At 73.4% G+C, this 18,692-nt stretch carries 21 protein-coding genes; 17 read left to right on the top strand and 4 right to left on the bottom strand.

Features of this window, described 5'->3' with window-relative positions; translation table 11 throughout:
• Nucleotides 1-22: 22 nt before the first annotated feature.
• The gene (locus GA0074696_RS02150) at nucleotides 23-658 is read left to right on the top strand and encodes a TetR/AcrR family transcriptional regulator (protein ID WP_088959530.1); all 636 of its coding nucleotides are present in this window, start codon (nucleotides 23-25) and stop codon (nucleotides 656-658) included.
• Between the two features lie 45 nt (nucleotides 659-703).
• Here GA0074696_RS02150 and GA0074696_RS02145 read toward each other — a convergent pair whose 3' ends face one another.
• The 3 genes from GA0074696_RS02145 to GA0074696_RS02135 form a co-directional block, all read right to left on the bottom strand.
• Nucleotides 704-1,135 (bottom strand): hypothetical protein, encoded by a 432-nt coding sequence (locus GA0074696_RS02145; RefSeq protein ID WP_088959529.1) that lies wholly within the window; start codon nucleotides 1,133-1,135, stop codon nucleotides 704-706.
• Between the two features lie 173 nt (nucleotides 1,136-1,308).
• Nucleotides 1,309-2,514 carry a cation:proton antiporter gene (locus GA0074696_RS02140; protein WP_088959528.1) on the bottom strand — a complete coding sequence of 402 codons (1,206 nt, stop codon included), beginning with the start codon at nucleotides 2,512-2,514 and terminating at the stop codon, nucleotides 1,309-1,311.
• Between the two features lie 5 nt (nucleotides 2,515-2,519).
• The gene (locus tag GA0074696_RS02135) at nucleotides 2,520-3,020 is read right to left on the bottom strand and encodes a cation:proton antiporter regulatory subunit (RefSeq protein WP_088959527.1); all 501 of its coding nucleotides are present in this window, start codon (nucleotides 3,018-3,020) and stop codon (nucleotides 2,520-2,522) included.
• A 32-nt stretch (nucleotides 3,021-3,052) separates the two neighbouring features.
• Between GA0074696_RS02135 and GA0074696_RS02130 the strand changes: the two genes are divergently transcribed.
• Nucleotides 3,053-4,144, top strand: a complete 1,092-nt coding sequence (locus GA0074696_RS02130) for a beta propeller repeat protein (RefSeq protein WP_088959526.1) — start codon at nucleotides 3,053-3,055, stop codon at nucleotides 4,142-4,144.
• A gap of 78 nt (nucleotides 4,145-4,222) precedes the next feature.
• On the opposite strand, the gene GA0074696_RS02125 is transcribed toward GA0074696_RS02130, so the two are convergent.
• Nucleotides 4,223-5,359 (bottom strand): epoxide hydrolase family protein, encoded by a 1,137-nt coding sequence (locus GA0074696_RS02125; RefSeq protein WP_088959525.1) that lies wholly within the window; start codon nucleotides 5,357-5,359, stop codon nucleotides 4,223-4,225.
• A gap of 82 nt (nucleotides 5,360-5,441) precedes the next feature.
• Between GA0074696_RS02125 and GA0074696_RS02120 the strand changes: the two genes are divergently transcribed.
• The 15 genes from GA0074696_RS02120 (at nucleotide 5,442) to GA0074696_RS02050 (ending at nucleotide 18,582) form a co-directional block, all read left to right on the top strand.
• A complete protein-coding gene (locus GA0074696_RS02120; RefSeq protein WP_088959524.1) occupies nucleotides 5,442-6,083 on the top strand; it encodes a TetR/AcrR family transcriptional regulator in 642 nt (213 codons plus the stop codon).
• A gap of 85 nt (nucleotides 6,084-6,168) precedes the next feature.
• Nucleotides 6,169-8,760 carry an ATP-dependent chaperone ClpB gene (gene clpB / locus GA0074696_RS02115; protein ID WP_088959523.1) on the top strand — a complete coding sequence of 864 codons (2,592 nt, stop codon included), beginning with the start codon at nucleotides 6,169-6,171 and terminating at the stop codon, nucleotides 8,758-8,760.
• 153 nt (nucleotides 8,761-8,913) lie between these two features.
• On the top strand, nucleotides 8,914-9,294 hold the full coding sequence (locus GA0074696_RS02110) for a hypothetical protein (protein ID WP_088959522.1): 381 nt from the start codon (nucleotides 8,914-8,916) through the stop codon (nucleotides 9,292-9,294).
• A gap of 58 nt (nucleotides 9,295-9,352) precedes the next feature.
• Nucleotides 9,353-10,336 (top strand): hypothetical protein, encoded by a 984-nt coding sequence (locus GA0074696_RS02105; RefSeq protein ID WP_088959521.1) that lies wholly within the window; start codon nucleotides 9,353-9,355, stop codon nucleotides 10,334-10,336.
• Between the two features lie 127 nt (nucleotides 10,337-10,463).
• Entirely contained in the window at nucleotides 10,464-11,105 is a 642-nt protein-coding gene (locus GA0074696_RS02100) for a DUF4178 domain-containing protein (protein ID WP_088959520.1), read from the top strand.
• Between the two features lie 2 nt (nucleotides 11,106-11,107).
• A complete protein-coding gene (locus tag GA0074696_RS02095; RefSeq protein WP_088959519.1) occupies nucleotides 11,108-11,602 on the top strand; it encodes a DUF2617 family protein in 495 nt (164 codons plus the stop codon).
• Nucleotides 11,599-12,024 (top strand): DUF4247 domain-containing protein, encoded by a 426-nt coding sequence (locus tag GA0074696_RS02090; RefSeq protein ID WP_088959518.1) that lies wholly within the window; start codon nucleotides 11,599-11,601, stop codon nucleotides 12,022-12,024. Before GA0074696_RS02095 ends, GA0074696_RS02090 begins: the two co-directional genes overlap by 4 nt.
• A gap of 31 nt (nucleotides 12,025-12,055) precedes the next feature.
• Nucleotides 12,056-12,478: a DUF350 domain-containing protein gene (locus GA0074696_RS02085; RefSeq protein WP_088959517.1), complete on the top strand. Its 423-nt coding sequence runs from the start codon at nucleotides 12,056-12,058 to the stop codon at nucleotides 12,476-12,478.
• A gap of 101 nt (nucleotides 12,479-12,579) precedes the next feature.
• Nucleotides 12,580-13,311, top strand: coding sequence for a hypothetical protein (locus GA0074696_RS02080; protein ID WP_407940588.1), 732 nt, complete (start codon nucleotides 12,580-12,582; stop codon nucleotides 13,309-13,311).
• Nucleotides 13,308-14,879 carry a polyamine aminopropyltransferase gene (locus GA0074696_RS02075; protein WP_088959515.1) on the top strand — a complete coding sequence of 524 codons (1,572 nt, stop codon included), beginning with the start codon at nucleotides 13,308-13,310 and terminating at the stop codon, nucleotides 14,877-14,879. Before GA0074696_RS02080 ends, GA0074696_RS02075 begins: the two co-directional genes overlap by 4 nt.
• Nucleotides 14,880-15,008: 129 nt before the next feature.
• Nucleotides 15,009-15,908 (top strand): hypothetical protein, encoded by a 900-nt coding sequence (locus tag GA0074696_RS02070; RefSeq protein ID WP_231925229.1) that lies wholly within the window; start codon nucleotides 15,009-15,011, stop codon nucleotides 15,906-15,908.
• A 73-nt stretch (nucleotides 15,909-15,981) separates the two neighbouring features.
• Complete coding sequence (locus tag GA0074696_RS02065) at nucleotides 15,982-16,620, top strand: hypothetical protein (RefSeq protein WP_088959513.1); 639 nt, start codon at nucleotides 15,982-15,984, stop codon at nucleotides 16,618-16,620.
• 9 nt (nucleotides 16,621-16,629) lie between these two features.
• Nucleotides 16,630-17,442, top strand: coding sequence for an SDR family NAD(P)-dependent oxidoreductase (locus GA0074696_RS02060; protein WP_088959512.1), 813 nt, complete (start codon nucleotides 16,630-16,632; stop codon nucleotides 17,440-17,442).
• A gap of 165 nt (nucleotides 17,443-17,607) precedes the next feature.
• Nucleotides 17,608-18,147, top strand: coding sequence for an orotate phosphoribosyltransferase (gene pyrE / locus GA0074696_RS02055; RefSeq protein ID WP_088959511.1), 540 nt, complete (start codon nucleotides 17,608-17,610; stop codon nucleotides 18,145-18,147).
• A 57-nt stretch (nucleotides 18,148-18,204) separates the two neighbouring features.
• Nucleotides 18,205-18,582 (top strand): ArsR/SmtB family transcription factor, encoded by a 378-nt coding sequence (locus GA0074696_RS02050; protein WP_007454255.1) that lies wholly within the window; start codon nucleotides 18,205-18,207, stop codon nucleotides 18,580-18,582.
• The last annotated feature ends 110 nt before the right edge of the window (nucleotides 18,583-18,692 follow it).

Here is an 18,692-nt window from a genome sequence, read left to right as displayed (position 1 = left end):
TGCGGTGCAGTAATCTGTCGGGATGACGACCGGTCCGGGGCTGCGGGAGCGCAAGAAGGAACGCACGCGCCAGGCGCTGATCACGGCCGCGCTGAGGCTCTTCGAGGAACGCGGCTACGACGAGACGACGATCGCCGACATCGCGGCAGGGGCCGAGGTGTCGCCCCGGACCTTCTTCAGCTACTTCCCGAGCAAGGAGGAGATCCTCTTCGCGGACACCGAGGACCGGCTGGCGCTGGCCTTCGCCGTCATCGACCAGCGGGGTCCGGACGACAGACCCGTCGACGTCCTGGTGCGCGCGATGGCCGCAGTCTTCGCGCGTGCCGAACAGTTCGGCCAGGTCTTCGACCGCGCGGTGCCGGTGCGGCTGCGCATGGTCTTCTCGGTGCCGGCCGTGCAGGGCATGGCGCTGCAACGGCTGCTCTCCGCCCAGCAGCGGCTGGCGGTCCGACTGCACGCGGCGTTTCCCGACCGGCTGGACCGGTTGGAGGCGGCCGCCGTGGTCGGCGCGCTGGTCGGCGCCGTGGTCAACACGATGCTCTCGCTGGTGGAGGCGCCGGAGCAGGTCGACGAGATGTTTGCCGGCGATCCCGAGCCCGTGCTGGCGCAGCTGCGCCGCGCGGTCGAGGTCGCCGTGGCGGGCATCGGCGCGAGCTGAGGCGGTGCCGGGGACCGGGGCGGCGGGGTGATCCCGACGGGTGGTCTAGCCGATCCGGCGGTTCTCCCGGACCAGGCCGCCCTCGCACCAGTCGTGGTAGACGAAGAGGTCCTGCCGGGCCAGTAGCACGCGGCTGTTGTGCGCCCAGTTGCGCATCAGCTCGTCGCCCTCCCGCTCGGCCTGCTCGACCAGCTTGCGGAAGCGGCGCTTCGGGTGGGCGCGGAAGTTCGTCCGGATGCCGTCCGCCGCGTAGATGTAGAGGCAGTGCAGGGCGAACCGGCGGGCCGGGCAGGCCGGGTCCATCGCCAGGTCGAAGAGGGTCAGCACCAGGTGGTCGCCGGCGACCAGCAGGTCCCAGTCGGGCGGCATCGAGGCCAGCGGCACCGAGTCCGGGTGGTAGGCCCACGCCCGCAACTCCGTCGGCGACGGGTCGACGGGGTTGGCGAAGCCGTGGAACGTCGAATCCTGCACGCTCACCGGCAACCTTCCGCTTACGCCCGCGGGGCGCAACCGGCCACCCGCGGACCCCTGGCTCGTTGGGGCAGAACCGTAACCGTCGCCGGCGGGCTGGCGGAAGAGCTTGTCGGGAGCAATTCGACAACGGGCGGACCGGCCGGGTCAGCCGTACGGACGACCCGGCCGGGGCACGCTCAGTCGGTGGTCGGCACCGGTTCGGGCCGGCGGATCGTGGCCCGCCGCCGCAGCCAGACCTTGAACCAGCCCATGTCGGGCAGCCGCGCCAGCATCGGCCCGGTCACCACCGTGACCAGCACGTACGCCGTGGCGAGCGCCGCCAGCCGAGGCTCGACGGTGCCGGCGGCGACGGCCAGCCCGGCGATGACGATGGAGAACTCACCGCGCGGCATCAGCGCGAAGCCGGCCCGCCAGCGACCGGGCTCGGCGATGCCCGCCCGGCGGGCCGCGAGGTAGCCGGTGAGCAGTTTCGTCCCCATGGTCACCACGGCCAGGGCGAGCGCCGGCAGCAGCACCGGCGGGATGTCCCGGGGGTCGGTGACCAGGCCGAAGAAGACGAAGAAGACCGCCGCGAAGAGGTCCCGCAGCGGGGAGAGCAGCTGGGTCGCGTGGTGCGCCACCGGCCCGGAGAGCGCGATGCCGACCAGGAACGCGCCCACCGCCGCCGACACCTGGAGCTTGGCCGCGACGCCGGCGACCAGCAGGGTCAGCCCGAGTACGCCGAGCAGCAGCGCCTCCGGGTCCTTCGCGGACAGCGCCGAGGAGATGAGGTGGCCGTACCGGATTGCCACCACCAGGACGACGACCACGGTGAGCACCGCGACGCCGAGGGCGATGCCGCCCTTGACCAGCCCGACGCCGGCCAGCAGCGCGGTGACCAGCGGCAGGTAGAGCGCCATGGCCAGGTCCTCGATGACCAGCACGGAGAGGATCACCGGGGTTTCCCGGTTACCGACCCGGCCCAGGTCGCCGAGGACCTTGGCGATCACGCCGGAGGACGAGATCCAGGTGATGCCGCCGAGCACCACGGCGGCCACCCAGCCCCAGCCGAGCAGCAGCGCGAACGCGAAGCCGGGCAGCGCGTTGAGCAGCGCGTCGATCAGCCCGGCCGGCGCGGCGGAGCGCAGGTTGCCGACCAGTTCGTTGGCGCTGTACTCCAGGCCGAGCATGACCAGCAGCAGGATGACGCCGATCTCCGCGCCGACGGCGAAGAACTCCTCGCTGGCGTTGAGCGGCAGCAGGCCGCCGTGGCCGAAGCCCAGGCCGGCGAGGAGGTACAGGGGGATCGGGGAGACTCCGAACCGCCGGCTGAGCCGGCCCAGGAGCCCGAGGAGCAGCAGCAGCGCGCCGACCTCGACGAGCAGTGTGGTGGTTTCGTGCATCCGCCTCAGCCGTCCGGGTCACTGTCGGCGAGGATGGCGGTCACTCCGTCGAGACCCTGGCGGGTACCGACCACGACCACCACGTCACCGGCCGCGAAGCGGAAGGTGGGATCGGGCGAGACGTTCACCTCGCCCTGGCGGAGCACCGCCACGATCGAGGCGCCGGTGCGGGTGCGTGCCTTGGTGTCGCCCAGCCGCCTGTTGACGTACTTCGAGCCCGCCGGAATGGCGATCTGCTCGGTGAGCAGCCCGGCCGCCTGCTCGCGCAGACCGGAGAGCTGGCCGAGCATCAGCGACGCGCCGAGGATGTCGGCGAGCGCCTCCGCCTCGTCGTCGGTGAGCGGAATGTCCGCCTGGCAGGCGTCGGGATCGTCCGGGTCGTACAGGACGAGGTCACGGCGGCCGTTGCGGTGGGACACCACTCCGAGCCGGCGACCGGATTCCGTCACCAGGTCGTGACGCACGCCGATTCCCGGTAGGGCAGTCTGTTCGACACGTACTCGCACCCGGGCAAGGCTACCCTGCCGAGGAGGCGTCCATGATCGATCGAGTGCTCCGCCCGGCGGTCGCCCTGCTGGTCGTCCCGGCGCTGGTGGCCTGCTCGGCGATCGGGGACATCCGCCGCGATCCGCCGTCCCGGTCCGCCGCGCCGACGGCCGCGCCCGGGCCGGCACCGCCGCCGTCCGCCGGCTTCGACGAGGTACGCGCCGGCCGGGTCGCCGTCGCCCAGCGGTACGACGACCCGTTCGTGGAGTTCTCCGACGCCGCGCACGGCTGGGCGCTCTTCGCCAGCTGCGACGGTGGCCCGCCGGACCGGAACTGCCCGGCGCTGCTCTTCTCCACCCTGGACGGTGGCCGCTCGTGGCTGGCGGTGCGCCATCCGCGCCCGGTGGCCGACAACCAGCAGCTCTACACCGCGCCGGGACTGGTGACGCTGCTGGCCGAGCCGCACGGCTGGTACACCTCGACCGACGGTGGCGCGAGCTTCGTGCGGACCGACGGGGAGCCGCCGGCCTGGCGGGCCGCGCAGGGGCGGTTCCAGGTGATCGAGGCGACCGGCCGGGTGGGCGAGTGGGACGGCGTCGCGCTGCGCCCGCTGGCCGCCCAGCCGCCGGTGCCGGGGTTGAACACCGTCGCGTCCTCCGCCGACCTGCTGGTGGCGGCGGGGGTGGGGGACGAGGGCCCGTACGCGGCCGTCTCCACGGACCGGGGTCGGAGCTGGCAGCGGACCCCGGTGCCAGCGCCCGACGGCACGGTTGCCGTCCTGCGGGCGCAGGTCGCCCCGGACAGCCAGGTCTGGCTGGTGGGTGAGCGGTCGGACCGGATGGACTTCCCGGCGCTCTGGCGGTGGCAGGGGCGGTGGGAGTCCGTCCCGGCGCAGTCCTACCCCTCCCGCATCGTGTCGGTCGCCCCGATCGGCGCCGGGCGGGTCGCGGTGACCGGCCCGTACGGCGCAGGCGCGGTGATCGACGGCCGGTACACCCCGGTCGCCTGGCCGGTCGGCCCGGAGCACTACCTGACCACCCTCGACGACGGCACCGTCTTCGCCCGCGGGCCGGCGGACGTGGTGCTGGGCACCGGAGTCGGCACGGACCGGCGGTGGGCGCGGGTGACCGTCGAGGGCGACTGACGGACGACCGTATGCGCACCTGGTCGGCCGGGCGCGCCCGGTCGGGGATCTCCGACCGGGCGCACGCCCGCCGCCGACTCAGCGGAGCGCGGCGAAGAACTCCCGGAGGTCGGCGACCAGCACGTCGGTCGCCTCGTGCGCGGCGTAGTGCCCGCCCACATCGCCGCGCCCCTCCACGTCGGCCTGGTACGCCGTCCAGCGCACGATGTTCCCGTGGTCCCGCTCGGCGAAGCGGCGGATCGACTGGAAGTCGCCGGGGAACATCGCCAGCCCGGTCGGGCTCGTCGTCGGCCCGGTCGGGTGCTCGGTGGTGTGCGCGTCCTCCCAGTAGAACCGCATCGACGAGGCCGCCGTGCCGGTGAGCCAGTAGATCGCCACGTTGGCGAGCACGAAGTCGGGGGCCAGGCTCCGGTCGAAGAGCTGACCGTTCCAGGCGAGCAGGCCGACCGGCGAATCGGCCAGCGCGAACGCCAGGGTCTGCGGCTGCTGGCTCTGCACCTGGTTGAAGGAGAACTTGTTCTCGAAGAACCACTGGAGGTGGGCGAGCGCCGCCTGGTCGGCCTGGGAGAGCCCCTGGAACTCGCTCGGGTCCCCGGAGGGGAACGAGAAGAGCTGGGTGACGTGGACGCCGAGCACGTGCTCGGGATCGATGCGGCCGATCTCCGGCGAGATCATCGAGCCGGCGTCGTTGCCGACCGCGCCGTAGCGGCCGTAACCGAGCCGGGCCATCAGCTCCGCCCAGGCCCGGGCGGTGCGGTACCGGTTCCAGCCGGGGCTGCGGGTCGGCCCGGAGAAGCCGAAGCCCGGCAGCGACGGAATGACCAGGTGGAACGCCGGCGCCGTGGGGTCGGTGGGTTCGGTGAGCGGGGCGATCACGTCCAGGTACTCCACCACCGAGCCGGGCCAGCCGTGGGTGAGCACGACCGGGGTGGCGTCGGTGCGCGACGACCGGACGTGCAGGAAGTGGATGTCCTCGCCGTCGATCTCGGTGACGAACTGCGGGTGGGCGTTCAGCCGCGCCTCCACGGCCCGCCAGTCGAACTTCTCCAGCCAGTACGTCACCAGCTCGCGGACCCGGTCGGTGGTCGTGCCGTACGCGTCGCCGACGCCCGGGAGTTCCCCGGGCCAGACGGCTCGGCGGAGCCGGTCGGCGAGGTCGTCGAGGGCGGTCTGCGGGATGTCGACGCGGAACGGGCGGATGGCGGTGTCGGACATGCGCTGCTCCTCAGAACGGAATGTTTCGTTCCGCTTCACCATAGCAGAGCGGAACGATCCGTTCCACTGCTATCCTCGGGTCATGCCGAACCCGACCGACACCCCGCCGCTCGCCGGGAGGCGCGCCCAGGCGGCGCGCAACGACGAGGTGATCCTGGCGGCCGCCCGCGCGGTCTTCCTCGCCGACCCGAAGGCCCCGATCGCCGCGGTCGCCGAGCGCGCCGGCGTGGGGATAAGCGCCCTCTACCGGCGGTACGCCGGCAAGGAGGACCTGCTGCGCAGGCTCTGCCACGACGGCCTGCGGCGGTTCATCGAGGCGGCCGAGGAGGCGGCCGGCGACCCGGACGACTGGTGCGCCTTCGCCGGCTTCCTGGAGCGCGTCGTCGACGCCGACGTGCACTCGCTGACCGTGCATCTGGCCGGTACCTTCACCCCGACGCCCGAGATGGGTCGGGACGCGGCGCGGGCCAACGAGCTCACCGCGGCGTTGGTGGAGCGGGCGCAGGGTGCCGGTCGGCTCCGACCCGACCTGGTGGTGCAGGACGTCGGGCTGCTGCTGGAGGGGTGCGCGGCGATCCGCGTACCCGATCCGGAGCGGACCCGGCAGTTGCGCCGGCGGCAGCTCGCGGTGCTGCTGGCCGGCCTCGCCGTCACCGAGCCCCCGCTGCCGGGGCCGCCGCCCGCCGCCGGGGAGTTCGACTGGCGGTGGCGACGACCCGAGTGAGCCGGGTCACACGCCTGGAGTTGAGCGGAATAGGCTCAACTCTGGTTTCGTCCTTCCTAGTGGACACGCCGATCCGGGGGAGCCCATGAACACGGAACGCCTCACCACCAAGAGCCGCGAGACCATCACCGGTGCCGTCGCGCTGGCGAACCAGCGCGGTCACGCCACCGTGGAGCCCTGGCACCTGCTGCTGGCCCTGCTGGACACCGACGGCTCGACCGCCGCCGGCCTGCTGCGCGCCGTCGGGGCCGACCCCGCCGAGCTGCGCCGGGTCGCCCAGCGCTCGGTCGACGCGCTGCCCGCCGCCCGGGGCTCCAGCATCGCCGAGCCCACCCTGGCCCGCGAGTTCGTCAACGCCATCGGCGCCGCCGAGCAGATCGCCCGGCCGCTCGGCGACGAGTACACCTCGACCGAGCACCTGCTCGCCGGCCTGGCCCGGGTCGGTGGCGCGGTCTCCGGCGCGCTGAAGGGCGTCGGGGCCACCGAGGAGAACCTGGTGGCCGCCTTCCCGACCGTCCGGGGTGGCGACCGGCGGGTCACCACCGCCGACCCCGAGCAGACCTACCAGGCCCTCGCCAAGTACGGCGTCGACCTGACCGCCAGCGCCCGGGACGGCAAGATCGACCCGGTGATCGGCCGGGACTCGGAGATCCGCCGGGTGATCCAGGTGCTGTCCCGCCGGACCAAGAACAACCCGGTGCTCATCGGCGAGCCGGGCGTCGGCAAGACGGCGATCGTCGAGGGGCTGGCCCAGCGGATCGTCGCCGGCGACGTACCGGAGTCGCTGCGCGACAAGAAGCTGGTCTCGCTCGACCTCGGCGCGATGGTCGCCGGCGCGCAGTACCGGGGCCAGTTCGAGGAGCGGCTGAAGTCCGTCCTCGAGGAGATCAAGAACTCGAACGGCCAGGTCATCACCTTCCTCGACGAGCTGCACACCGTCGTCGGCGCCGGCAAGGGCGAGGGCTCGATGGACGCCGGCAACATGCTCAAGCCGATGCTGGCCCGTGGCGAGCTGCGGATGGTCGGCGCGACCACGCTGGACGAGTACCGCGAGCACATCGAGAAGGATCCGGCGCTGGAGCGCCGCTTCCAGCCGGTGCTGGTCGGCGAGCCGACGATCGAGGACACCATCGGCATCCTGCGCGGCCTCAAGGAGCGCTACGAGGTGCACCACGGCGTACGGATCACCGACGCCGCGCTGGTCGCCGCCGCCACCCTCTCCGACCGCTACATCACCGACCGGTTCCTGCCGGACAAGGCGATCGACCTGGTCGACGAGTCGGCCTCCCGGCTCCGCATGGAGATCGACTCCCGCCCGGTGGAGGTCGACGAGATCGAGCGGGCCGTACGCCGGCTGGAGATCGAGGAGATGGCGCTGGCGAAGGAGCCCGACGCCGCCTCCGCCGAGCGGCTGGAGCGGCTGCGCAAGGAGCTGGCCGACAAGCGCGAGCAGCTCACCGCGCTGTCCGAGCGCTGGCAGACGGAGAAGAGCCACATCACCAAGCTCTCCACCGCCAAGGAGGAGCTGGAGCGGCTCGGCGGCGAGGCCGAGCGGGCCGAACGCGACGGTGAGCTGGAACGCGCCGCCGAGCTGCGCTACGGCCGCATCCCGGCGCTCAAGACCGAACTGAAGCAGGCCGAGGAGGAGCTGGCCCGGCTCCAGGCCGACGGCGCGATGCTCAAGGAGGAGGTCGGCGCGGACGACATCGCCGCGGTGGTCGCCTCCTGGACCGGCATCCCCGCCGGCCGTCTGCTGGAGGGGGAGACCGCCAAGCTGCTCCGGATGGAGGAGTCGCTGGCCTCCCGGGTGGTCGGCCAGGCCGAGGCGGTGGGCGCGGTCTCCGACGCCGTCCGCCGGGCCCGGGCCGGCGTCGCCGACCCGGACCGCCCGACCGGCAGCTTCCTCTTCCTCGGCCCGACCGGTGTCGGCAAGACCGAGCTGGCCAAGGCGCTCGCCGAGTTCCTCTTCGACGACGAGCGGGCCATGGTCCGCATCGACATGAGCGAGTACGGCGAGAAGCACTCCGTCGCCCGCCTGGTCGGCGCCCCGCCCGGGTACGTCGGCTACGAGGAGGGCGGCCAGCTCACCGAGGCGGTGCGCCGCCGGCCGTACTCGGTGATCCTGCTCGACGAGGTGGAGAAGGCCCACCCGGACGTCTTCGACATCCTGCTCCAGGTGCTCGACGACGGCCGGCTCACCGACGGCCAGGGCCGCACGGTGGACTTCCGCAACGCGATCCTGATCCTCACCTCCAACCTCGGGTCGTCGGTGATCAGCGACCTGACGCTGGCCGAGGAGCAGCGCCGCGAGGGGGTCCTCGCCGTGGTCCGCTCGCACTTCAAGCCGGAGTTCCTCAACCGCCTCGACGACATCGTGGTCTTCGCCGCGCTGCGCGGCGACGACCTGCGCTCCATCGTCGACATCCAGCTCAACCGGATGCGGCGGCGGCTCGCCGACCGGCGGCTCGGCCTGGAGATCACCGAGGCGGCCCGTGGGTGGCTCGCCGAGCACGGCTACGACCCGATCTACGGCGCGCGCCCGCTGCGCCGCCTGGTCCAGACCGCCATCGGCGACCAGCTCGCCAAGGCCCTGCTGGCCGGGCAGATCCGCGACGGCGACACCGTCCGGGTCGACCTCGCCGACACCAAGGACGCCCTCGCGGTCACCCCGGCCTGACCCACCCGCACCACCGCACGGCGGGCCCGCCTCCCCGGCGGGCCCGTCCCCGCCCCGGTGATCAAGAAGTTTGCGTCGGCGAAACCGTTCCTGCCGACGCAAACCTCTTGATCAGGAGGGTGGGGGGTGGCGGGACGGGGAAAGGATGGGGGCATGTTCGGGATCGGGAAGAGCAGGGACCGGGAGCTGGACGCGGCCGTCAAGGAGCTCGCCGGGGCGGACACGCTCGCGTTCGGCGGGGTGGGCATCGCGGGCACGCTGCTGCCGGTGACGGAGGCGTACCGGCGGGTCGAGGAGGCGCTCCACGCGCACCCGGACGAGGCGCGGGAAAAGGTCGACTGGCTGCTCGGACACGGCTCGCCGGCCGGGAAGGCGTACGCGGCGACCCTGCTGGAGCGGGTCGACCCGGCGGCGGCCCGGGAGGCCTGGGCGTCGCTGCGCGACGACAAGGGCGAGTTCACCACCTTCACCGGCTGCGTGATGGGCCACGCCAGCCTGCGCGGGTACGCCACCGAAAGGCTGGCCGCAAGGTAGGCCGGAGTCCGGCCGAACGGGGCTGCGGCAACCGGTCGGCGCCCCGTAGCTTCCCCGCATGACTCAGGACGCCGGCGCGCCGGCCCGCCCACCGCGCCCCACCGCCGTCACCGTCGCCTCCTGGATGCAGATCGCCGCCGCCGTCGTGCTGCTGGCCCTGCTCGGCCTGGTGCTCTGGCAGGCGATCGAGTGGAACGGCGAGATCGATCGCGCGGCGCGGCTGGTGCCCGACGCCGATCCGGACGAGGTCTCCGGCGAACGAGTCGGCAACATCGTCATGTCCTGTGTGCTCGGGGTGCCCGCGTTGCTGTTCGCCGCCGGGCTCCTCGCCACCGCGCGCGGCGTACGTCGAGGCAGCAACGTCGCCCGGATCCTGGTCTTCGTGGCCGGCGGCCTCCAACTGCTGGCCGCCTGCGCGCAGGGCGGGCTGTCGATCCTGTTCATCCCCTTCCTCTTCGCCCTCGGCGGCCCCGAGGAGGACTGGAACTCCGACATCCCGGCCGAGTTCATGCCGGAGGAGTCGGGGTTCATGCGGGAGCTCTACGGCGACGGGTCCGATCCGGCGGGCGACGTCCTCTTCGGCGCCGGCAGCCTCGGGACGCTGCTGGTCGTCGGCCTGACGCTGACCGCGGTGGTGCTGCTGGCGCTGCCGTCGGTGCACCGCTGGTTCGTGCCCCGCGCCGCCGAGCAGGCCCGCCGGGCACCGCTCGACCCGACCTACCCGCCCGCCTTCCTGCTGCCGCCCGGCTACATGCTCTGCCCCGACCCGCGCGCCCACGGCCTGCCGCCGCTACCCATGCCGGCCGCGCCCATGCCGGCTGCGTCCCAGCCCATGCCGGCTGCGTCCCAGCCCATGCCGGCTGCGTCCCAGCCCATGCCGGCCGAGCCGGCCCAGCCCGCCACGCTGCCGATGCCGCCCCAGCCCATGCCGGCCACGCCGACTGAGCCCGATCCCGCCACCCCGCCGCCGGCGGCACCGGACGCGTCGCAGGCACCGCAGGGGCCGCAGGCACCGGACGCCGGACCGCCGCCGGGGAGCTGACCTGGGCGGCGCGGCCAACCCCTCCGCACCGGACGCTAAGTGACTGGTCGATCACTCAAGCCGGACGTGTTTCCCCAGGTGCGCGGGGTTGTTACCGTCTCCGCCGACGCGTGGGGAGGCGGTCGGGGTGGACGGTTCGGTGGCGTACCTGGTGGCGGCGGTGGGGTGTCTGGTCGGGGTCGCCGGGGTGGTGATCGCCGTGGTCGCCCTCGCCCGGCAACGGAATCGGCAGCGGAAGAGGACCGGGCCGGCGGCACCGGGCGATCCCTTCCGGGACACCGACGCGGACGCGCTCCGGGGTGACCCGCGCAGGCTCAAGCCGGGCGACATCGTCGAGATCCGGCAGGTGCCGTACGCGATCCGTGGCTCGGTGCACCTGGTCGAGGGTGCCTGGAGCTGGGCCGAGCACCTGCTGGACGACGCCGGTGGGGCCAAGCGGTGGCTCTCCGTCGAGGAGGACCCGGACCTGGAGCTGGTGCTCTGGAAGGCCGAACCGGGCGCCACCGTCACCCCGGGCGCGCCCACGCTGGACTTCGCCGGCCGCCGCTACTCCTGGGAGGAGTCGGGGCAGGCCCGCTACTCGGCCACCGGCACCACCGGCCTCGACCCGACGGGCACCGTCCGCTACCACGACTACCGGGCGCAGGGCGGGGCCCGGCTGGCCTTCGAGGCGTACGGGGAGGCCGGCTGGGAGGTGGCCGTCGGTGAGCCGCTGCACCGCTCCGAGGTGATGGTCTACCCGCAGGCCGGCCCGGACAAGGTGGGCTGAGCGTGCTGGTCCGCATCGACACCCCGTACGTCGACACCAGCGCCGCCGACCTCGGCCTGGCCCTCGGCGGCCCCGAGCTGCCGGCCCTGGCCGTCCGCGAGGTCGACCTGCCCGGCGGCGTCCGGCTGCGGCTGCGCCTGCTCGGCGCCTCCCACCAGGTCGTCCTCGGTGGGCTCACCGAGACGGTGGCCTGCCTGCCGGGGCGGCCGCCGCACCTGCCCGGCACGCTGCACGACGATCCCAACGGCTACCGGTTCACCGCCACGGTGCTCCGGCCGCCCGCCGGTGAGCTGCGCGCCCGCGTCGCCGCGCTCCGGGCCGAGCTGGCCGACGACCCGTACGCGCTGGTCGGGGTCTTTCCCGGCGACCCGGACGCGGTCACCGCGCTCGCCGTGCGGCCTGATCCGCCGGACGGGTCGGTCGGCTGGCGCACCTGGCACGCGTATCCCCAGACCAACGAGCTGGTCCTGACCGAGACGGTGGTGGCACTGCGATGACGTACCGGCGCTGGTTCGTGGTGGGGGTGGGGTTCGCCGTCGTCGGCGCCCTGGTCGCCGCCTTCGCGATCTTCTACGGCAACTTCTCGCCGCGCGGCTACGTGCAGGACCACTACCACCGGGCGACCGGCCAGGACATCGGGCGGGACGCGATCGCCTACACCTCCGACAAGGCGCCCAGTCAGGTGGCGAAGGACGTGACCGACGCCTGGCAGCCGGCCGACCAGTACGTCGACGGCAGCGGCGTCTACCTGCGCTACGACGACGACTCGGTGGTCATCCTGCCGGTCGCCACCGGCTCGGTGATCCTCCTCGAACGTCTCGGCACCGCCTACCCCCGCTACCACTCCACGGTGGGCAACCACTGGGGCTGGGGCCGGGGCAGCACCGTGCGCGGCGGCGGCCCCGGCGCCGGCAAGTAGTCCGACCGAACGACACCCCCTGGAGTCCCCTGTGCAGACCCTCGTCACGGACCTGCTGGTCACCCTCGCGTACGGCGTGGTCGGCGTCGTCCTGATGGCCGTCGGCTACGCCCTGGTCGACGTCGCCACCCCCGGCAAGCTCCACGAGCTGATCTGGACCGAGCGCAACCGCAACGCCGCGCTGCTGCTCGCCTCGAACCTCGCCGGCGTGGGCGTCATCGTGGTCGCCGCGATCGCCGCCAGCGCCGACGACTTCGTCCTCGGCCTGGTCGGCGCCGCCGCGTACGGCCTGCTCGGCCTGCTCATCATGGCCGGGGCGTTCCTGCTGCTCGACGCGGCGACCCCGGGCCGGCTCGGCGAGCTGCTGGTCGACCCGGAGCCGCACCCCGCGGTCTGGGTCTCCGCCGTCGTCCACCTCGCCACGGGCGCGATCATCGCCGCCGCGATCAGCTGATGGCCACCGCGAAGCGGCCGGGTGCCGCCGGGCGCTCGGCGACCACCGGCGCGAAGAGCCCGGCGAAGAGCGCGGAGATTCCGGTGTGGAAGCAGGCCCTGATCTGGGTGGGCCTGCTGGGCACTGTCGCCGCCTGCACCGCCGGGGCGATCGTCAACAGCGGCGACGACTCGGACAAGGTCCCGCCGCCGACCGGGCAGGAGCGCGACGACACCGTGGCGGTCCTGGCGCGCTCCTCGGCCGGCCAGGGCGTCTGCTACGGCTGGGAGCTGAAGGACTACTCCGGCTACGGCGACCCGGTCAGCGTCGGCTCCAACCTCGGCGACGGGGTGGCGGTCGAGGACAAAGCGGCCTGCCCGCGCTGGGTGCAGGTGAGCGTCCGAATCTACTACCCGTCGGAGAGCAGCGAGAGCGACGACAACGCCTACGTCGACGTCAACGGATCCAGCGACTTCTCCGCCGCGGAACTGCTGCGTATCGCGAACGGCCTGGGGCGGCTCGGGGTCACCGAGAAGGTCTTCATCGACGATCCGGGCTGGGCCATCACCCGGGCCGCCGTGATGCTGCCGCTGCTCGCCGTCGAGGCGGGGGCGGTCGAGCCGGCCGCCACCCCGGCCCCGGCCGCGACGGAACCGTCGCCGCTGCCCGACCCCGGCAGCGACCTGTGGCGCGACCGCTGGGGATACCTGCTCGCCGCCGCCGGACTGCTGCTGGTCACCGCACTGCTGGTCACCGTCGGGCTGGTGCAGCGCCGCCGGCAGCGCCGGGGAGGCGGGCCCGCCCAGCGCCCCGGGGCGGAACCGGCGGCGACGCGTACCCCGGAGCGGGCGTGACCACCGACGCGCCGGCCGCCCCAGCGCGCTGGCGGGCGGCCCGGGCCGGCGTCCTGCTCGCGGTCTTCGTCTGCGCGGCCTGCGGCCTGGTCTACGAGCTGGCCCTGGTCGCGCTCGGCAGCTACCTGATCGGCGACGCGGTCGGGCAGGCCTCGATCGTGCTCGGCGTGATGGTCTTCGCGATGGGCGTCGGCGCGCTCGCCGCGAAGCCGTTGCAGTCCCGGGCCGCCGCCGCGTTCGCCGTGGTCGAGCTGACCCTGGCGCTGCTCGGCGGGCTCTCCGTGCTCGGCCTCTACGCCGCCTTCGCCTGGCTGGACCTCTACGGCCCGGCGCTGGTCGGCACGGCGTTCGTGCTCGGCCTGCTGATCGGCGCGGAGATCCCGCTGCTGATGGTCATGCTGCAACGCATCCGGGAACAGTCCGCGGGCAGCGCCGTGGCCGACCTGTTCGCCGCCGACTACGTCGGGGCGCTGCTCGGCGGACTGGCCTTCCCGTTCCTGCTGATGCCGGTCTTCGGCCAGCTCAAGGGCGCGCTGGTGGTCGGCGCGGTGAACGCGGTGGCCGGCCTCGCGCTGGTCTGCACGGTGTTCCGGGCGGAGCTGAGCCGCCGGGCGCGGGCCGCGCTCGCCGCCGGCGCCGTCGTGGTCGCCCTCTGCCTCTCGTACGCCTGGATCACCGCCGCCGACTTCGAGCTGACCGCCCGGCAGCAGCTCTACCGGGACCCGGTGGTGCACGCCGAGCGCAGCCGCTACCAGGAGATCGTGCTCACCCGGTCGGTGCGGGAGGTCGGGCACGCCGACACCGACCTGCGCCTCTACCTCAACGGCGATCTCCAGTTCAGCTCGGTCGACGAGTACCGCTACCACGAGGCACTGGTGCATCCCGCCATGCGCGGCCCGCGCGGTGAGGTGCTGGTGCTCGGGGCCGGCGACGGGCTCGCCGTCCGGGAGATCCTGCGCTACCCGGACGTCCGCCGGGTGACCGTGGTGGACCTGGATCCGGCGGTGGTGGCGCTGGCCCGCGCCGAGCCGCAGCTGCGCCGGCTCAACGGGGACGCGTTCGCCGACCCCCGGGTGCGGGTGGTCAACACCGACGCGTTCGGCTGGCTGCGTACCGCCACGGAACGCTTCGACGTGGTGGTGGCCGACCTGCCCGATCCGGACGAGACCGCCACCGCGAAGCTCTACACCGTCGAGTTCTACGCGCTGATCCGGTCGGCGCTCGCCGAGGGCGGCCGGCTGGCGGTGCAGTCCGGGTCGCCGTACTTCGCGCCCCGGTCGTACTGGTCCATCGAGGCGTCGGTACGCGAGGCCGGCTTCGCCACCGTGCCGTACCACGTGGACGTGCCCTCCTTCGGCGACTGGGGTTTCCTGCTGGCCACCGCCGGGCTGACCCCGCCCGCTCTGGAGCTGCCGGCGGACGGGCCGCCGCTGCGGTTCCTCGACCCGTCGGTGCTGCGGGCGGCGGCCGCCTTCCCCGCCGATCGGGCCCGTCTCGACGTTCCCGCGTCCACATTGCTCCAGCCCAGGGTGCTGGAGTACGCCCGCACGGAGTGGCGCGGCTACTGACCCCGTCGCCGGCCGTCGGCTGTTTGGTGCGCGCGCCGCCGGGCCGGAGTGGATACGGTGTGGGCGCGATCTAGGGGAAGGAGAATCGTGGTCGATTCCCAGCACACACCGGCCCGCGTCCGGCCGGCTGTGGTTACGATTTCCAGCTATCTGCTGATTCTGTTCGCGCTCATCCAGGTGATCAACCTGATCATCGCGCTCACCACCATCGGCACCATCCGCAAGGTGATGGACGAGGCATACCGCGGCACCTCCGCCAACGGGGTGCAGGGGGTGGGGGACTTCGCCATCGCGTTCAGCCTGGGCGGCGCCATCGTGGGGCTGCTGCTGGCCATCGTGCTCGCCGTGCTCGGCCTGTTCAACAACCGGGGCGTGAACGGCACCCGGATCACCACCTGGGTGCTCGGCGGCCTGATGTTCTGCTGCTGCGGCCTCGGCACGGCCAGCAACGCCGCCGGGGGTCTCACCGCCGGCAGCGGCGCGCCGACCGACGGTGACGTCCCGAGCGCGGAGGAGGTGCAGCGCCGGCTGCAGGAGGCCCTGCCGTCCTGGTACGCCCCGGTCACCACGCTGCTCGCGGTGATCGCCCTGCTCGCCCTGCTGACCGCGCTGATCCTGCTCGCGCTCCCCAAGGCGAACGAGTTCTTCCGCAAGCCGCAGCAGGTCTGGGAGCCGCCGGTCCCCGGCGCCACCTACCCCGGCCAGCCGAGCTACCCGGCGACCCCCGGCTACCCGGCCACCCCGGGCTACCCCCAGGCGGGCTACCCGCCCGTGCAACCGGGCCAGCCATCGAGCCCCGGCCAGCCCGGTTACCCGCCGGCACCCGGCTACCCGGCCGCGCCGGACCAGCCGCCGGCCGCCTCGCCGTGGCAGCCGCCGTCGGCCCCGTCCTCCGCGCCGCCCTCGGCGCCGTCGTCGGACGCGCCCGCCACGCCGCCGGCCGGCCAGCCGGAGCAGGGTGGACCGGCGCAGGACCGGCCGGGCGGGGATGTCCCGCCGTCCGACCCGACCCGCCCGACCGGCAGCTGACGGGCGAGTACGAGCGACGCCGACGATTCCCTCCGAGTAGGTTGCAAGCCGACGCCTACCGGAGGGAATCGTCGTGTCGTACCCGGATCAGGCCCCGGCGCGTCGGCCCGCCGCCGTCACGCTGGCCGCGGCGGTGCTCGGGCTGATGGCCCTCGCCGCCGGGGCGTACGCCGTCGCGGCGCTGCTCGCCCTCGGCGGCACGGTGGACCGGCTCCGGTCGGCCGCCGCCGGTACGACCGCGGGCCCCGACGACGTCGACGGCGTGGTCACCCTGCTGCGGGTCACCACGATCCTCTCGGCGGTGCTCACCGTCCTGGTCGGCCTGCTCCTGATCGGTCTCGCCGCCGGCCTGCTCGCCGGCCGCCGGGGCGCCCGGGTGGCGACCTGGGTGGTCGCCGGGCTGGGGCTGCTCTGCGGCTGCTGCGGCCTGGCCGCGCTGGTCGGTCAGCGGGCCGGCCCGCTGCGGACCGACGAGCAGAGCACGGTCGAGCTGTTGGGCCTGCTCGGCGACGCCTACCCGTCCTGGTGGCTCCCGCTGAACGGGGCCCTTTCGGTGGGCCAGGTGCTCGGCTACCTTGTGGTGGCCGTGCTGCTGGCGCTGCCCGCCGCGAACGGCTGGTTCGGCCGCGCCCGGCCGACGCCGCCCCCGCCACCGGCGCCGGTTCCGTACGGCCCGTACCCGCCACCGCAGGCTCCGCCGCCGTCCCGCTGAGGAGCGCCCGTGACCTCCGTTCCCCCGGCCACCGAACGACGGGCGCTGGTCACCGGCGCCACCGCCGGCATCGGCGAGGCGTTCGCCCGCCGGCTCGCCGCCGACGGGTGGCAGCTGGTGCTGGTCGCCCGGGACGCCACCCGGCTCGCCGAGGTGGCCGCCGACCTGACCGCCCGGCACGGTCACCGGGTGGAGACGCTGCCCGCCGACCTGTCCACCGACGACGGATGCGCGGCGGTGGAACGGCGGCTGACCGACGCCACCGCCCCCATCGGGCTGCTCGTCAACAACGCCGGGCTCAGCCTCAACCGGCCGTTCCTGCGGTCCACCGTCGCGGACGAGGCGCGGTTGCTGCGGCTCAACGTGCACGCCGTCATGCGGCTTACCCTCGCCGCCCTCCGTCCGATGACGGATCGACGAAACGGGATAGTGATAAATGTCTCTTCCGTCGCCGGTTTCGGTCCGGTGATGCCCGGCTCGACGTACCCGGCCAGCAAGGCGTGGGTGACGAGCTTCAGCGAATCCGTCGACCTGTCGGTGCGCCCGCTCGGCGTACGGGTGATGGCCCTCTGCCCCGGTTACACCGCCACCGGCTACCACGAGCGCAACGGCATCGACATGTCCGGCACGCCCCGCTGGATGTGGCTGCGGGCCGACGACGTGGTCGACGGCGCCCTGCGTGACCTGCGCAAAGGCAAGCAGATCAGCGTCCCGGACTGGAAGTACAAGCTCGCCGTGGCCGGCCTGCGGCACGCGCCGCGCCGGTTGCTGCGGATGGCCTACCGGGACCGCCGGGGGCGGGTCGAGCCGACCGACGGCTGACCCCGCGACCCTCGGCCGGTGCCGTCACGGTGGCGCCGGCAGGGTACGGGATTCCAGCGTGGTCGCACAGCGTAGCCGTCCATCGCCACCCATCGGTCGCCCACGAGGCTGACCCGGGTGGACCCCACATCCGGCGTACAGACTCGCGCAGTACCCTCTATCGCCATGGGGCACCGCGACGACCTGCGTAAATTCATCTCCGATCTGGCTGTGGTCCACGGCCGGGTGGTGCTCTCCTCGGGCCGCGAAGCGGACTGGTACGTCGATCTGCGCCGCGTCACGCTGCATCACCAGGCTGCACCGCTGGTCGGTCGGGTGATGCGCGAGCTGACCGCGGACTGGGACTATGAGGCTGTCGGCGGGCTGACCCTCGGCGCGGATCCGATCGCGATCTCGATGCTGCACGCCGCGGCGGAGACCGATCGACCGTTGGACGCGTTCGTGGTTCGCAAGGCGGGGAAGGCGCACGGTCTGCAACGGCGGATCGAGGGGCCTGAAGTGGCCGGTCGGCGGGTACTTGCGGTGGAGGACACCTCGACGACGGGCGGCAGCGTGTTGACCGCCGTCGAGGCGCTGCGCGAGGCCGGGGCGGAGGTCGTTGGTGTGGCGGTTATTGTTGATCGAGGAGCCGGGGACGCCGTACGGGCCGCCGGACTGCCGTATCGGGCGGCCTATACGTTGGCTGACCTCGGCCTTGTGGCGTAAAAATTTGCCGATTCGGATCTGCTGATATGCAGGCGGATCGATGCTGCTGGTGGAAGGATGGAATACGTGGGAACTGCGTTGGCTGAAATGACCATGCCTCAGATCTCGCCGCTTGCCGGCGAGCCGATCGAACGTGCCGATGCCGAGCGGCTGGCGGGGGTCCTCAAGGCCCTTGCCGACCCCGCCCGGCTCCGGCTGCTCAGCCTGATCCAGTCGGCCCCCGAGGGCGAGGCGTGCGTCTGTGACCTGACGGCGCCGCTCGGCCTCTCGCAGCCGACGGTCAGCCACCACCTGCGTATCCTCACCGAGGCCGGCTTGCTGGAGCGGGAGAAGCGCGGTGTGTGGGCCTACTACCGGTTGGTGCCGTCCGCGATCGCCACGATCGCGGATCTGCTGACCCCGCCGCGCAAGCGGGCCACCAAGAAGGCCCGCTGACCCGGTGTCCGCGCGTCGTCCCCGACCGGGGCGACGTCCGGTGACGTACCAGGGGTGGCGTCATCGGGTGGTGACTCCTGCCTGTCACCAGCCAGCTCGCTGATCCGTCC

It is taken from the genome of Micromonospora purpureochromogenes (assembly GCF_900091515.1).
In the GTDB taxonomy this organism is placed as follows: Bacteria; Actinomycetota; Actinomycetes; order Mycobacteriales; family Micromonosporaceae; genus Micromonospora; species Micromonospora purpureochromogenes.
This window is presented reverse-complemented; position numbering and strand designations above follow the sequence as displayed.